The sequence below is a fragment of the Agaribacterium sp. ZY112 genome (assembly GCF_041346925.1).
Classification (GTDB): Bacteria; Pseudomonadota; Gammaproteobacteria; order Pseudomonadales; family Cellvibrionaceae; genus Agaribacterium.
On sequence record NZ_CP166840.1, the window covers coordinates 2649609 to 2664125 of the forward strand.

The following is a 14517-nucleotide window of genomic DNA, read 5'->3' on the forward strand; positions in this document are numbered from 1 at the left end:
TATCATTTGGCTTGTTCCATCAATAACACGAGTAAATAAGCCCCCAAAAATCACAACCAGCAATAAGCGCCATAAAACATCTGCCATAAGCTCAAAGGAATGCTTGTTATGAATGCAGTTTTAACCGTTTTCCGTTTTGCCTTTTTGTCCTTTTTTGTTCGGTACGCTCGATGCCGAATTCATATGCTCATTGTGTTATTGCTTTTTGTGAGCCCTTTGTCTAAGGCAGAGCAGACTCTTGATGCTAGGCAAATTATTCGCGATACCATGGACGCTTGGCGTGGTCAGACCTCGTTAAGTGAGATGACCATGACGATTCACCGCGAAGACTGGCAGCGCAGTATCAGCATGACCAGTTGGACCGAAGGTGAAAAAAACAGCCTTGTGCGAGTCACGGCCCCTGCGCGCGATGCAGGTAACGCCAGTTTAGTAAAAGACCAAGATATGTGGAGCTTTGCGCCGCGTGTAAATCGTGTGATTAAAGTGCCTTCTTCGATGATGGGGCAAAGCTGGATGGGCAGTGACTTTTCTAACAAAGACATCAGTCGCAATACCGATATCATTGATTTGTATGAACATACTTTGGTGGCGACTACCGAGCAAGATGGCCATAGCGTTTATGAAATCCACTCGATCCCGCATGAGGAAGCCGCTGTCGTTTGGGGTAAGGAAGTACTGATTATTCGCGATGATAAAGTGCTATTAGAGCAGCAGTTTTGGGATCAAGATGGGGTTTTGGTCAAAACCATGCGCACACTTGAATTGATGACGGTAGGCGAGAGGACAATTGCTAAAAGCATGCGTATGTCGAATACCGATACGCCTGAACGCTGGACTCAAGTTGAAAATAGCCGTGTGCAATTCGATCTGGATTTCCCTTCTAATACCTTCACTTTATCGAACTTAAGAAACCCTCGCTAATGAGCCTTAGTCTATTACTTGCATGGCGAAACCTGTGGCGTCATAAACGTAGAACTTGGCTGACCTTAGCGGCCATGATGTTCTCCAATGTGCTGCTGATCTTTATGATCTCCCTGCAGCTCTCAACTTATGATTTGATGATTAGTAACAGCTTAAGGGCTTTTTCGGGCCAACTGCAGCTGAATAAAGAGGGTTATCAAGACGAACAAAAAATGCGTCAGAGCATCAACAACGCGCAGAGTTTACTTGCCAGCATGGAGCCTGAGTTTAAGGACTTTGTATTTGCCCCTCGTGCAAGCGCCTTTGTGCTTGCAGGTAGTGAGACTCGAAGTTATGGCATTGCTGTGACCGGTGTTGATGTAGAAAAAGAAAAGCAAGTCAGCAATATCGCCCAGAGCATTGTGCAAGGCTCATATCTGTCTGCAGCGGCAAACATTGCTCAGCATAACGCTGAGCAACAGGCAATGGCCATTGTTTTAGGTGATGGTCTGGCGCGTAATTTAAATATTAAGCCCGGTGAGGAATTAACCTTGATGGGCTCGACCTATGACGGTGGTTTTGCTGCTGCCGTTGTTGTTGTGCAGGGCATTTTTAAAAGCGGGGTTGTTGATGTTGATCGCAGTGTGGCTCAGATTCACCTTAAAGACTTTGACGCGATTTTCGCAATGGAAGGGCGAGTACATAGCATCGTCATTAATGGCCCAGTATTGGATGATGCCAAGCTTTATCAGCAGCAGTTGGACAGCTATATCGAGCAGCATCAGCTTAGACAAGCGAGCTCTAATCCGAAACTAGCGTTATTAAATTGGCAGCAATTACACCCTGCGATAAAACAAAGTATTGAAGCCGACTTTGTCAGTTCGTGGTTTATGTATTCGGTATTGATTATTTTGGTGAGTTTTAGTGTATTGAACACTCAGCTTATGTCGGTATTAGAGCGCACACGTGAGTTTGGCATCATGATGGCGGTAGGTTGTCGCCACGGGGTATTAGTGAGGCTTATCTTTAGTGAGGTGTTTTTACTGGCGGGTTTAGGTTTTGTCTTAGGGGTGGCTCTAGGCACTTTAGTTGTTCTGTACTTTTCTCATCATGGCTTGAGTTTTCCCGGTATGGAAGATGCCGCCGCTTTATATAATATGCCTACCACTTTGTACCCTCAGTTGTCTTTACTGTCACTGACTATGGGGCCTGCAGTGCTTTTCTTAGCTTGCTTACTTGCCACACTTTACCCAGCTCTGCGCTTGTATTTTTTGCAGCCTGTTGTTGCGATGAGGGCCAAATAATGGAGTCTTATCTGTACTGTGTGAACAATAACTATAAAGGGGGCTAAGTGGTGATTAAAAAAACGGCTTTATTTATCTCATTACAGCTTGCTTGGCGTAACCTTTGGCGAAATAAACGCCGCACAGCAATTATGTTAGCGGCTATTTCTGTGGGTGTGTGGGCGATGATCTTTATGAGCTCATTGATGCGAGGCATGTTGCAAGACAGTTTACAGCGCAGTATTAATGCCTTGCCTGGCCACGTGCAAATCCACCATCCAGATTTTCGTTTAGACCCAAGTGTTGACGCTCGATTTAATGAACCTAGTGAGGCACTTAGCCAACAATTTTCTTCCCCTCTTATTAAACATTGGCTAAAACGCATCAATTTGCCTGCCGTACTTGCCAGTGAACGAGAAACTCGCGGTGTGCAGTTATTAGGTATTGAGCCTAACAATGAGCAACATAGCCTCAGTGAGGTGAGGCTTGTTGAGGGGCGTATGCTTAATGATGCTGATGATATGGCTCTGGTTATTGGGCAAGCATTGGCGCAACGTCTTGATACACGTGTGGGTAAGCGTGTGGTACTGATGAGTCAAGGCGCTGACGGTGAGCTGGCTGAGCGTGGTATTCGTATTGTGGGTATCTATAAAAGCGAACTTGGCGCCCAAGATGAACGTGTTATTTATCTGGGGTACACCGCCGCTCAGCGCTTTTTGAAAATGCCAGCTCAGTTAACGGAAATCGCATTTTTTGCCGATCAGAATGATGATACAGATTTACTACTGGCAAAAGTAAAAAGCCTATATAAACAAAGCGCATCAAAAAACGCTGCCCTGGAAATTTTAGCCTGGTATGACATTGATGCGTATATGGCATCGATGATGGGTATGTTAGATGCCATGATATTGGTGTGGATATTGGTTGTATTTACGGCCATGGGCTTTGGTTTAGCTAACACCTTGTTAATGGCAATTTTTGAGCGCATTCGTGAACTGGGTTTGATGATGGCCTTGGGCATGCCTAGGCAATTAGTCTTGCTGCAAATTATGTTTGAAACCTGCTTGATGTTGCTGCTTGGTTTATTGATAGGAAACAGTTTTGCGTTATTGAGTGTGGCATGGACGAGCAGCGGTATTGATTTAAGTTCGGTCGCTGAAGCAATGGCTGTGGCCGGTGTTGGCAGCCGCCTTTACCCAGCTTTAAGCTTGGCTGATTTAGTTGCAGCTAATATCGTTGTGTTGGTGCTGGGTTTATTGACCAGTATTTTACCGGCATGGCGAGCTTCTCATTATGACCCCGTTAAAGCCTTAAATAGGGATTAATTTATGCATGCTATTGAATGTAAACGGCTACTGAAACAATTTATTCAAGGTGGGCAAACCATTTGCGGGCTTGATCATGTTGATTTATTAGTAGAGCAGGGCGAGTTTGTTTGTTTAAGCGGCCCGTCAGGCTCAGGAAAAACAACCTTATTAAATGCTATTGGTGGACTCGATAGTTTAGACAGTGGTGAGATCTCTTTGGCTGGTGCTCGCATCGATCAGCTTAATAAAAATCAACGAGCTCATTTACGTTTAGATAATATTGGTTTTGTTTTTCAGGCTTATAATTTGATCCCTGTATTAACCGCTGTGGAAAATATTGAGTTTGTTATGCAGCTGCAAGGTAAGAGCTCAGTCGATCGTAGAAAAAAAGCGATGGCTATGCTCAACGAGGTGGGCTTGCAGGGGCTAGAAAATCGAAGGCCTGCTGAGCTTAGTGGAGGCCAACAACAGCGGGTTGCGGTAGCTCGCGCTATTGTTAGTGAGCCCGACTTAGTTTTGGCCGATGAGCCCACGGCAAATCTAGATTCGCAATCGGCCGCTCAGCTTATCGACTTGTTTTTAGAATTAAACCACAAGCACGGTATCACTTTTGTTATTGCCACTCATGATCAACGGGTGATGCAGCGCTGCAAGCGTCTTGTGAGCATGCAAGATGGGAAAATTCTCAGCGATGTTAAGCAAGAACAGGCCGCTTAGCGTTGTGGTTCTTTTAAGCGCGTTCTTTGCGAAGGTAAAGCAGGGTTTAAGGGCAGGGCTTGAGCTAGGCTTAGGTGCTATCTCGCTTTTATGTTTTTCCTTTGGTTTTTTGTTCGTTGCTAACACGAGTTTGGCCTTGTCAGTTGATGGTCATGTTAAAGCTCAGGCGGTTTATTCCGCCTTTGATCAAGATTCAGCCTTTGTTCAGAGTCTTGGTGAAACTAATCTCGATGCGCTAATGAATAGCCGAGTTAACCTTAGGCATTCTGTTAATACTTTCTCCTTTGCTGCGGACTATGAGCTGGCGACCTATGCTAGCCCTAAGCTAGGTGTAAGTGAGGCGGGGGCTGTTGATATGAACCTTTTACCTTCTGATAAACAACGTTTTTTCAATTTCACCCAGACCGTCTATGAAGAGGGTGACTACGCGATTGTGCAGCGTCTTGATCGGGCAGCACTTACTTATAGTGGTGATAAGGTCGTCGCAAAAATAGGGCGCCAAGCTTTGAGTTGGGGTAATGGCTTGATGTTCAGTGCGATGGATTTAGTGAATCCTTTTGACCCTATTGCCATTGATAAAGAGTACAAGGCAGGTGATGACATGCTTTATGCGCAGATACTTAATGACGGTGGTTCGGATTGGCAGTTTGCTTGGGTGCTGCGCAGGGATGAGCAAGGCGAACACCACAGTGATGTTGATTCATTTGCTGCCAAATATCATGGTTTTAGTGAGCTAGGTGAGTACGACTTACTATTTATGCAGCACTATGGCGATACCGTAATTGGTGCAGGTGCAGCGATTAATGTAGGTGGTTCGGTATTGCGCACGGATCTTGTTAATCAGCACAGTGACGGGGCCAATTATCTCAATGCGGTGGCTAGTTTGAGCTACTCATGGACAAGCATGAATAAACCCATGTCGGCCATGCTTGAGTATTATCATAATGATTATGGCTTGGCCGAGCGTCCTTATAGCGCTCAAGCGATTGCTGCTAACCCTGAGCTGGCTAAACGTTTAGCGCGTGGCGAACTGTATAATCTTGGTCGCGATTATATTGGTGCATCTTGGTTACTTGAGCTTCATCCATTGTGGAATTTCTCTCCAAATGCTTTTGTTAATCTCAATGACTCAAGCGCTTTGTTACAATTGCTAAATCTTTGGGATCTTAGCCAGAATACTCGTTTAACCTTGAGCTTGAATAAAGGCTTAGGTGAGCGGGGAACAGAATTTACTGGTCCTGAATATCTTCCTGGCCAATATTACAGCCAGAGCTGGTCTTTTTATGGCGAATTTGGCTGGTATTTTTAGCCTAAATTGGCCCGTGTGTTTATCTATTTTGAAATTTCTAACGGCTCGTTTATATATAAGCTGCCGTAGATTCAGTACTGCTAAGCAGAAAGGAAATGTATGAGTCTTTTTTCCCGTCGATCTATTCTTGCTCTTTCACTACTTTGTGCAGCAGGTATGAGCGCTGGCATCAGTGCGTTAGAAGATATTAGTAAGCCTCTTGTTAGTAAGTCTGTTGCTAGTAAAAAGCAGGCTCCGGCCTATGCTGTTGTCAGCGATGATGGTAAACACGCTGTGGCTACGGTTCAGCCTTTGGCAACACAGGCCGCTTTGGACATTTATCAACAAGGCGGTAATGCGATAGATGCTGCCTTAGCGGCTGCCTTTACTTTGGGTGTGGTCGATTCTCATAATAGTGGTATTGGTGGTGGCCTCTTTATTATTGCTCACCTCGCTGATGGTGAGGTCATTGCTATCGATGGTAGAGAAATGGCGCCATCAGCAGCAACAAAAGATATGTTTATACGTGAGGGAGTTGCGGTACCTGAGTTGAGTAAAACAGGAGCTCTTGCTGTTGGTGTACCGGGCTCGGTACAGGCCTTATACGAATTACAGCAACGAGCTGGTAAGTTGAGTTTTGCCGATACCTTGGCTCCGGGTATAGAGATAGCAGAGCAGGGCTTTGCAATTGACCATGTCTTGGCTGCTCGCCTGCAAAGAAGTAAGAAAAAACTACAGGCTTTTCCTGAAACTGAAAAAGTATTTATGCCTAAGGGGCAGCCTTTAACAACAGGCGATATCTTAAAGCAGCAGGATCTTGCCAATACCTATCGTATGTTGGCTAAACAAGGCCCTAAGTATTTCTATAAAGGGGATTTTGCTAAAAAGCTCGATCAATGGATGCAGGCCAATGGCGGTATTTTAAATGCGGCAGATATGGCCACTTATAAAACGATTGAACGCGCAGCGTTGCGTTCATCGTTTATGGGCTATGAGTTAGTTGGTTTTCCGCCGCCGAGCTCAGGTGGTATGCATGTAAGCCAAATCCTTAAAATGATGGAATTGCAAACAGCTTATAAGCAGCCCGAGCTTGATCGTTATCACCGCTACATCGAAAGCAGTAAGCGGGCGTTTGCAGATAGGGCGCATTGGATGGGCGATTCCGATTTTGTTTCTGTGCCTAGAGGCCTAGATAGCCCAGCGTATCTTAAAAAACGTATTGCCGATATCAGCCATCTCTCTGCCACCGAAAACCTGACTTATGGCACACCAGAAGACTGGAAAAGCAATATTTTTGCTAAGCACACTACGCATGTTGTCACAGCAGATAAGTTAGGAAACTGGGTGTCACTGACAACCACTTTAAATACCAGTTTTGGTAGTGCGGTTATGGTGCCCGGTACCGGTGTAGTGATGAATAACCAAATGGATGATTTTGCTGCACAGCCTGGTATTCCCAATGCCTTTGGTTTACTTGGCTCAGAAGCCAATGCGGTGGCTGCTGGTAAGCGTCCTCTATCAAGTATGAGCCCGAGTTTGGTCTTAAAAGATGGTAAACCTGTGATGGCGCTAGGAGCCGCTGGTGGGCCAACGATTATTTCCCAGGTTGCTCAAGTGATGCAAAATGTTCTGGCTTTAGATATGGAGCTTGAGCAAGCAATGGCAACACCTAGGGTGCATCATCAATGGAAGCCCAATCTCGTGTTTGTAGATGGTTTTATGGATGAGCAGTTAAAAGAAGGCTTAACTAAGCGTGGTCATAATCTAAAAATATGGCCGGCCTTTGGCGCTACCCAAGCCATTTTATTAAAAGATGGCCAGTTTCAAGCTGAGTCAGAGCCGCGTATCCAACCGGAACGGCTTAAGCAGCTGAATAAAAAGCCTTAATAGGACATGGCAGCCCCATCGTTTTACTTATTGGGGCTGTGCTTTATTGTCATTTCGGCCACGGCTGTTTAAGCGAGTTTATTCCGAACGCTCTTATGCTTGTCGCCTCAACCCTTAAATCCTTAATTCAGTAAGAGGCTTTGATTGCAGAGCGTATGCCTTCGTAGTCCCGTAATTTTTTAATATTTTGAAATAATTGCTCGGCTTGTGGGTGGTGGCGCTGTAAATAGTGCAACCACTGTTTTACGCGGTTGCCCATAAATTTAGCGGGGTAGGCTTGGCTGGTTTCTTCAAAAAACGCGAGCAAGAGAGGGGCTATTAAAGTCCAGTTATTCATTGTGTTCTGTTCTTTATCCGCATCGGATTTAGCCGTGATGTTAGTTGCTGACGTATTGGCACTTTCTCTTATCTCGTGGGCAAGAAAGGGGTTGGCCAAGAGCCCTCGACCCAGCATGACGTTTTCACATTCACTTTGTTCTACGCAGCGTTGATAGTCTTCTACCGTCCATATCTCGCCATTGGCAATCACAGGAATATTGATAGCATTACGTATGTCTGCGCAGTAATGCCAGTAGGCGGGAGGCTTGTAACCATCACTTTTGGAGCGAGCGTGCACCACAAGTTCGGAAGCGCCAGCATCGGCAATGGCTTTGGCATTATCTAGGTAGCTGTTCCTGTTTTCGTAACCCAAGCGGATTTTAGCGGTGACAGGAAGTTCATTGGGTACGGCATCACGTACAGACTTTACAATGTCTTTAATTAGTTCTGTCTCATCGAGCAAGCAAGCGCCACCACGGTTGCGATTCACGCCTTTTGCTGGGCAGCCAAAATTAAGATCAATGCCAATGGCACCAAGTTCAGCCGCTTTTTGGGCATTAAGGCCTAGTAACTTAGGGTCGCTACCGAGTAATTGAATACGGATGGGAAGGCTGGCTGTCTTTTTACCTACAACCTCAAGTCTTTGATTTTGCTCAAGCAGTTCAGGGCACGATTTGATAAAAACATGCCGAGGTAGAACGGTTTGTGTGACTCGAATAAATTCCGTCACACAAAGATCAATACCCCCGATAGCGGCGTAGATTTTTCTAAGATGGAAGTCTACAACGCCCTCCATCGGGGCCAACATAAGTCGCATTTGCTAATTAATTCGCAGTAATTCAGGGGCGCGGAGTGTAGCAAAAGCAAACATAGCTTGCACAAAGCGGTTGTTTTTTAGACGTTTTGCTTCTGTTTTGGGCCCTGTTATAGCTTTTGCTTGCCCAACTACCCCGTTTTTCATTATTGTATAGGGCTCTTCGCGCCCGTATGGGTGGCTTTTTAACTGTTTTATTTAGGAGGAAATCGTGGAAGCTGAGTTGATTCAACAAGGTGTTGATCTGATGCTTTTTGGCATGGGTACGGTTTTCGCGTTCTTAACGATTTTGGTATTTAGCACCACCTTGATGTCAAAATTTGTTGGTCGCTTTTTTCCTGAAGCTGATGTGCCAGAACCGGCGCCTTCGCCGATCAATGGTCCTGTTGCACCTGTAGACAGCCGTACCTTGGCTGTGATTCAAGAGGCCATTAATCAGCACCGAGCTCGTAAGTAGAGGCTCGCAATGAAGACTTATAACTTATTAACTGCGCTTAATTCTGGGGAAGATTTGAATGTCTAATCCTAAAAAACCTTTGGGTATTACTGAACTTGTATTGCGTGATGCGCATCAGTCGCTGTTTGCGACGCGTATGAGAATCGACGATATGCTACCCATCGCCGAGAAGCTTGATAAAGTGGGCTATTGGTCCATGGAATCATGGGGCGGTGCTACCTTTGACGCCTGTATTCGTTATCTCGGCGAAGATCCTTGGGATCGCATCCGCGAATTAAAGGCTGCAATGCCAAATACACCGCAGCAGATGTTATTGCGTGGTCAAAATTTATTGGGTTACCGCCACTACGGTGATGATGTTGTTGAGAAGTTTGTTGAACGCGCAGCGACCAATGGTGTTGATGTGTTCCGTATCTTTGATGCAATGAATGACATGCGCAATATTGAAACAGCGCTTAAAGCGGTGAAAGCGCAAAGCAAGCATGCTCAAGGAACCATCTCTTACACCTTAAGCCCAGTTCATACGATTGATAAGTGGGTTGAGCAAGGTAAGCGCATTGAAGACATGGGGGCCGACTCCATTGCCATTAAAGATATGGCTGGTCTTTTAAAGCCTTATGAAGGTTTTGAACTCGTTAGCAAATTAAAAGCGGCGTGTGATATTCCAATTCACATGCAGTGTCACGCAACCACCGGTTTGGCTCACGCTACTTACCTTAAGTGTGTTGAGGCGGGTATCGACAATGTAGATACCGCTATTTCATCGATGTCGATGACTTATGGACACAGTCCAACAGAGACTCTAGTTAGTATTCTTGAAGGTACCGATCGCGATACGAGGCTTAATCTCGAACAGCTTGAAGATATTGGTTTGTATTTCCACGATGTTCGCAAGAAGTACGCGAAATTCGAAGGCTCTCTTAAAGGTGTTGATGCCCGTATCTTACGCGCACAGGTACCTGGTGGCATGTTAACCAATATGGAAAGCCAGCTTAAAGAGCAGGGTGCGGAAGATAAATTTGGTGAAGTGTTGCAAGAAATTCCTCGTGTTCGCGAAGATTTAGGCTTTTTGCCCTTGGTAACACCAACTTCTCAAATTGTTGGTACGCAGGCTGTTATTAATGTACTTCGCGGTGAGCGTTACGCTTCTATCTCTAAAGAGACCGAAGGGGTGCTTAAAGGTCAATACGGTGCGACACCAGCGCCAATGAACGCTGAGTTACAGAAACGTGTTTTAGCCGAAGGTGAAGAGGCAATTACTTGTCGCCCTGCGGATTTAATTGAGCCTGAACTGCAAAGCCTAAGTGATGAGCTTAAGGCCCTTGCTGCTGAGAAGTCGATTAAGTTAGCTGCTGATGAAGTGGATGACGTATTAACTTACGCGCTGTTCCCTCAAATTGGTTTGAAGTTCTTACAAAACCGTGGTGATGCTTCTGCATTTGAGCCTGCGCCTACCGGTAATGAAAGCTCGACGGTTCTTAGTGACAGCGGTGAAGAGGTTTATACCGTTGAGGTTGAAGGTCAGTCTTACACGGTGACGGTCAATAGTGGCGGTGAGCTAACAGGCATCACCGCATTGAATGGCGCAACAACCACATCGGCAGCGGCTATTGAAGCCGGTGCGGGTAAATCGGTTGATGCTCCTTTGGCTGGAAATATTTTCCGAGTACTTGTTAAGCCAGGTCAGCAAGTCAGTGAGGGTGAAACCTTATTGGTACTGGAAGCCATGAAAATGGAAACTCAGGTATGTGCGCCAGCTGCGGGCACAGTAAGTTCAGTCAATGTTAAAGATGGTGATGTCGTGTCTGTTGGCGACTCACTGCTTTCTATTGCGTAACTGAGGGTAGTCACTTGTTAAATCTCTGGCAAGGTTCAGGAATCTACAATATTCAACTCGATCAGTTTGCAATGATCGTGATTTGCTTGATGTTGTTATTCTTGGCCATACGTAAAGGTTTTGAACCTCTTTTACTTGTTCCAATTGGTTTTGGTGGTGTGTTGGCTAATATCCCGGCTGCGGGTTTGGCACAGAACGCGTTAGAAAACGCTCTATTTGCAGCTGATGCTAGTACGCTTGCTGAATTGGCTAAACTGGCTGGTCTTTCAAGCTGGGAAACAACAAAAGAATTGGCGCTTGCAATTAAAGAATCAGGACCTGCCGTTCAGGCGGCCGCTTCTGAGGTAGCCCACTATGCGGGTTATCACGATGGTATGTTGTACACCTTCTACACCGTGGCTATTGCCAGTGGGGTAGCACCGTTGGTGATCTTTATGGGTGTCGGTGCCATGACGGACTTTGGCCCTTTATTGGCAAACCCTAAAACGCTTTTCCTTGGCGCTGCTGCGCAATTTGGTATTTTTGCGACTGTATTAGGTGCCGTAGCTTTAAGTGCTGCCGGTATCTTTGATTTCAGTATTGCTGATGCTGCCGCGATTGGCATTATTGGTGGTGCTGATGGCCCAACTGCTATTTATGTTTCAAGTAAGCTTGCCCCTGATCTATTGGGTGCCATTGCTGTTGCCGCTTATTCATATATGGCGCTTGTACCCCTGATTCAGCCTCCTATTATGCGTGCTTTGACAACCGAAGCAGAGCGTAAAATTGAGATGACTCAGCTGCGTACGGTCAGTAAGCGTGAGCGTATTGTTTTCCCTCTGGTGTTGTTGGTCTTGGTGGCTCTAGTACTACCGGATGCAGTGCCGCTATTGGGTATGTTCTGTTTTGGTAACTTGATGCGTGAGTGTGGTGTTGTCGATCGTCTTAGTGATACTGCCCAGAATGCATTAATTAATATCACCACCATTTTCTTAGGCCTGTCGGTTGGTTCTAAGTTGGCTGCTGATAAGTTCTTGGACCCTAAGACCATGGGTATTTTGTTGCTAGGTATTGTTGCTTTTGCAATTGGTACAGCGGCTGGTGTATTGATGGCCAAGCTGATGAATGCGCTTAGCAAGAACAAAATTAACCCCCTTATTGGTTCGGCAGGGGTCTCTGCTGTACCCATGGCTGCGCGTGTATCCAATAAGCTGGGCCTTGAAGCCAATCCTCAAAATTTCCTCTTGATGTATGCAATGGGGCCAAACGTTGCTGGCGTAATTGGTTCTGCAGTTGCTGCTGGTGTGATGATCTCTCTTGTATCTTCTATGTAATGGGGCGCTTTGCGCCTCATTCTCCTGAGCCAGCTCAAATTTCTTTCTAAGAATAACTACAATTCATTATTAGTTGTTTTGCGCAGTGTAGAATCTGCGCAAACTTTAGTTATTGTTTTTCACGGAGATGAACATGTTCAGACGTACAAAAATTGTTGCAACCCTTGGTCCTGCAACCGATGAGCCTGGAGTCTTGGAGGAGCTGATCCTCGCTGGGGTCAATGTTGTTCGTATGAATTTCAGCCATGGTGCTGCCGAAGACCATGCGGAGCGAGCTAAAGCTGTTCGTGAAATTAGTGATAAACACGGTAAGCACGTAGCTATTTTAGGTGACTTACAAGGCCCTAAAATTCGTATTGCGCGATTCTCTGAAGGGCCCATCACTTTGGCGGTGGGTGACAAATTTGATTTGGATGCCTCATTGGAGCGTGATGCAGGCAATAAGCATGAGGTTGGCATCGATTATAAAGAGCTACCCAATGATGTTGTGCCGGGCGATTTATTGTTGCTCGATGATGGTCGTGTTGTATTAAAGGTTGATTCTGTTGTTGGTTCACGTATTCACACAACCACAACCGTTGCAGGCAAACTGAGTAATAACAAAGGCATCAATCGTCAAGGTGGTGGTCTGAGCGCGCCGGCGCTGACCGAAAAAGATAAAGAAGATGTAAAAACGGCTGTTGCTATTGGTGTTGATTATTTAGCGGTTAGTTTTCCTCGCAGTGCGGATGATATGAAGCAGGCACGTCAGCTGGTGAAGCTGGCAGGTGGTGAGTCTTACTTAGTCGCTAAAATTGAACGTGCTGAATCTGTTGAAAGCTCCGATGTGCTTGATTCCATTATTATGGCCTCAGATGCGGTCATGGTCGCACGTGGTGATTTAGGTGTTGAAATTGGTGATGCCCAGCTAATTGGTGTGCAAAAGCACATCATTGATAGGGCTCGCGCTTTAAATCGCTGTGTGATTACGGCGACACAAATGATGGAAAGTATGATTTCTAGCCCATTGCCAACACGAGCAGAAGTGTTTGATGTGGCTAATGCGGTGTTGGATGGCACCGATGCGGTAATGCTTTCGGCTGAAACGGCAGCAGGGCAGTTTCCTGTGCAAACGGTTGAGGCGATGGTGCGTGTGATTTTAGGTGCTGAAAAGCATCCAGGCTCTGTCACCTTACCTCAGCGTGCCGAAGGGCACTATCAGGCCATTGATGAAAGTGTGGCTATGGCCAGCATGTATACGGCTAACCAGATGCAAGCGGTTAAAGGTATTGCAGCCTTGAGTGAAAGTGGCTCAACCCCTTTATTGATGAGCCGCTATGGTTCTCGCATTCCTATTTACGCGTTTTCAGAAAAGAAGCGTACCCTGCAGCGTGCGGCTTTGTTCCGTGGTGTGCAAACGGTTGAGTTTAATTCTGATGACTTAAGCTCAACTGAGATCAATCGCCGTATTGTTGCGTTTCTAATGGAGCAAGAAGTTGTTGCCAATGGGGATTTTGTCATCTTCTCTAAAGGTGACAATGTTGGCGCAGGGGGGACCAATACGATGAAGATCCTACAGGTAGGCCAGCCTATTTTATAAGCTGAATTACTGTGCTCGCTGTTATCGTTTATTTAAAAAGGCCGCTATGCGGCCTTTTTAATGTCTGCTTATTGTGAGTGTGGCTTTGAAGCTTGTTCTGTGTGCTTTAAGCCAGACTGCTAAGTTGCGGTGTTTCTAGCTTCAATGCTTGCTTTAATCTTTTCTTCTAGCTTGCTGCCATCAACAGGCTTGACGATATAGTCGTTGACGCCGCCTTGTATCGCTTCGCGTATTTTCTTGGCTTCGGTGACACTGGTGACCATGCAAAAATGGGCATCGTGAAGGGTGTTAGAGGCTTTGGCCTTTTGGTAGACCTCCATGCCGCTGAGTTCAGGCATGTCCCAGTCGCAGAATACAAAGTCGTAGGGTGGTTCGGCGCGCTTGATTTTATCAAAGGCATCACGACCATCGAGTGCCATTTCTATCTCTTTAACACCCATATCCTCTAATAAACCACATAAAAGCTCGGCGGAGCTTTCGTCGTCGTCAGCAACAAGAATGCGTGCGTTATTTAGCGTTAACGATGAGCGCTTAGGTTTATTGGTAACTGGTGGTGAAATGACTTCTTTAGCTGTACTGGTTTTGCTCGTCGCCGCAAGTTTTTTCATTGCTGATTCAAGAACACCTAGGTTTTGGCTGTGTTCTTTGCGCTGTTCGGGCTCTAAGCTTGCGTTTTCTAGGGTTTTCTTTAACCAGGCTCGGCGCTGGGTTAAGGTGCTGATAACCAGCTTGTTTTCCTGAGCGCTTAGCATTGGGCTCTCCTTAATGATTAACTAAAAATAAGTATAGAGCCTGACTCTGAGAGTGCTTGCTTTGT

Annotated in this window: 12 protein-coding genes; 10 read left to right on the plus strand and 2 right to left on the minus strand. The window is 45.8% G+C overall.

Annotated features, from left to right (window positions below; genetic code table 11):
• Nucleotides 1-108 precede the first annotated feature (108 nt).
• The 6 genes from AB1S55_RS11525 to ggt all read left to right on the plus strand — a co-directional run bounded on the left by AB1S55_RS11525 (nucleotide 109) and on the right by ggt (nucleotide 7382).
• The gene (locus AB1S55_RS11525) at nucleotides 109-921 is read left to right on the plus strand and encodes an outer membrane lipoprotein-sorting protein (protein WP_370978331.1); all 813 of its coding nucleotides are present in this window, start codon (nucleotides 109-111) and stop codon (nucleotides 919-921) included.
• Nucleotides 921-2204, plus strand: a complete 1284-nt coding sequence (locus AB1S55_RS11530) for an ABC transporter permease (protein ID WP_370978332.1) — start codon at nucleotides 921-923, stop codon at nucleotides 2202-2204. Before AB1S55_RS11525 ends, AB1S55_RS11530 begins: the two co-directional genes overlap by 1 nt.
• Nucleotides 2205-2251: 47 nt before the next feature.
• Nucleotides 2252-3508, plus strand: coding sequence for an ABC transporter permease (locus AB1S55_RS11535; RefSeq protein ID WP_370978333.1), 1257 nt, complete (start codon nucleotides 2252-2254; stop codon nucleotides 3506-3508).
• A 3-nt stretch (nucleotides 3509-3511) separates the two neighbouring features.
• A complete protein-coding gene (locus AB1S55_RS11540) occupies nucleotides 3512-4207 on the plus strand; it encodes an ABC transporter ATP-binding protein (protein ID WP_370978334.1) in 696 nt (231 codons plus the stop codon).
• Between the two features lie 136 nt (nucleotides 4208-4343).
• On the plus strand, nucleotides 4344-5516 hold the full coding sequence (locus AB1S55_RS11545) for a hypothetical protein (protein WP_370978335.1): 1173 nt from the start codon (nucleotides 4344-4346) through the stop codon (nucleotides 5514-5516).
• A gap of 99 nt (nucleotides 5517-5615) precedes the next feature.
• Nucleotides 5616-7382 (plus strand): gamma-glutamyltransferase, encoded by a 1767-nt coding sequence (ggt, locus tag AB1S55_RS11550; RefSeq protein WP_370978336.1) that lies wholly within the window; start codon nucleotides 5616-5618, stop codon nucleotides 7380-7382.
• A gap of 127 nt (nucleotides 7383-7509) precedes the next feature.
• Here the strand turns inward: ggt and AB1S55_RS11555 are convergent, their stop codons facing one another.
• Nucleotides 7510-8496, minus strand: a complete 987-nt coding sequence (locus AB1S55_RS11555; RefSeq protein WP_370978337.1) for a tRNA dihydrouridine synthase — start codon at nucleotides 8494-8496, stop codon at nucleotides 7510-7512.
• A 229-nt stretch (nucleotides 8497-8725) separates the two neighbouring features.
• Here AB1S55_RS11555 and AB1S55_RS11560 point away from each other — a divergent pair, with 229 nt between their 5' ends.
• The 4 genes from AB1S55_RS11560 (at nucleotide 8726) to pyk (ending at nucleotide 13700) form a co-directional block, all read left to right on the plus strand.
• Nucleotides 8726-8971: an OadG family protein gene (locus AB1S55_RS11560; RefSeq protein ID WP_370978338.1), complete on the plus strand. Its 246-nt coding sequence runs from the start codon at nucleotides 8726-8728 to the stop codon at nucleotides 8969-8971.
• Between the two features lie 58 nt (nucleotides 8972-9029).
• On the plus strand, nucleotides 9030-10808 hold the full coding sequence (oadA, locus tag AB1S55_RS11565) for a sodium-extruding oxaloacetate decarboxylase subunit alpha (RefSeq protein WP_370978339.1): 1779 nt from the start codon (nucleotides 9030-9032) through the stop codon (nucleotides 10806-10808).
• 71 nt (nucleotides 10809-10879) lie between these two features.
• Nucleotides 10880-12121, plus strand: coding sequence for a sodium ion-translocating decarboxylase subunit beta (locus tag AB1S55_RS11570; RefSeq protein WP_370981590.1), 1242 nt, complete (start codon nucleotides 10880-10882; stop codon nucleotides 12119-12121).
• A gap of 133 nt (nucleotides 12122-12254) precedes the next feature.
• Complete coding sequence (gene pyk / locus AB1S55_RS11575; protein ID WP_370978340.1) at nucleotides 12255-13700, plus strand: pyruvate kinase; 1446 nt, start codon at nucleotides 12255-12257, stop codon at nucleotides 13698-13700.
• Between the two features lie 119 nt (nucleotides 13701-13819).
• Here the strand turns inward: pyk and AB1S55_RS11580 are convergent, their stop codons facing one another.
• Complete coding sequence (locus AB1S55_RS11580) at nucleotides 13820-14452, minus strand: response regulator (protein ID WP_370978341.1); 633 nt, start codon at nucleotides 14450-14452, stop codon at nucleotides 13820-13822.
• Between the last annotated feature and the right edge of the window lie 65 nt (nucleotides 14453-14517).

What these genes read in the sequence shown, in the direction of transcription:
- AB1S55_RS11525 (WP_370978331.1), top strand. Translation starts at nt 109, where the DNA reads ATGAATGCAGTTTTAACCGTTTTCCGTTTTGCCTTTTTGTCCTTTTTT.
- oadA (WP_370978339.1), top strand. Translation starts at nt 9,030, where the DNA reads ATGTCTAATCCTAAAAAACCTTTGGGTATTACTGAACTTGTATTGCGT.
- AB1S55_RS11555 (WP_370978337.1), bottom strand. Translation starts at nt 8,496, where the DNA reads ATGGAGGGCGTTGTAGACTTCCATCTTAGAAAAATCTACGCCGCTATC.
- ggt (WP_370978336.1), top strand. Translation starts at nt 5,616, where the DNA reads ATGAGTCTTTTTTCCCGTCGATCTATTCTTGCTCTTTCACTACTTTGT.
- AB1S55_RS11530 (WP_370978332.1), top strand. Translation starts at nt 921, where the DNA reads ATGAGCCTTAGTCTATTACTTGCATGGCGAAACCTGTGGCGTCATAAA.
- pyk (WP_370978340.1), top strand. Translation starts at nt 12,255, where the DNA reads ATGTTCAGACGTACAAAAATTGTTGCAACCCTTGGTCCTGCAACCGAT.
- AB1S55_RS11580 (WP_370978341.1), bottom strand. Translation starts at nt 14,452, where the DNA reads ATGCTAAGCGCTCAGGAAAACAAGCTGGTTATCAGCACCTTAACCCAG.
- AB1S55_RS11540 (WP_370978334.1), top strand. Translation starts at nt 3,512, where the DNA reads ATGCATGCTATTGAATGTAAACGGCTACTGAAACAATTTATTCAAGGT.
- AB1S55_RS11570 (WP_370981590.1), top strand. Translation starts at nt 10,880, where the DNA reads ATGATCGTGATTTGCTTGATGTTGTTATTCTTGGCCATACGTAAAGGT.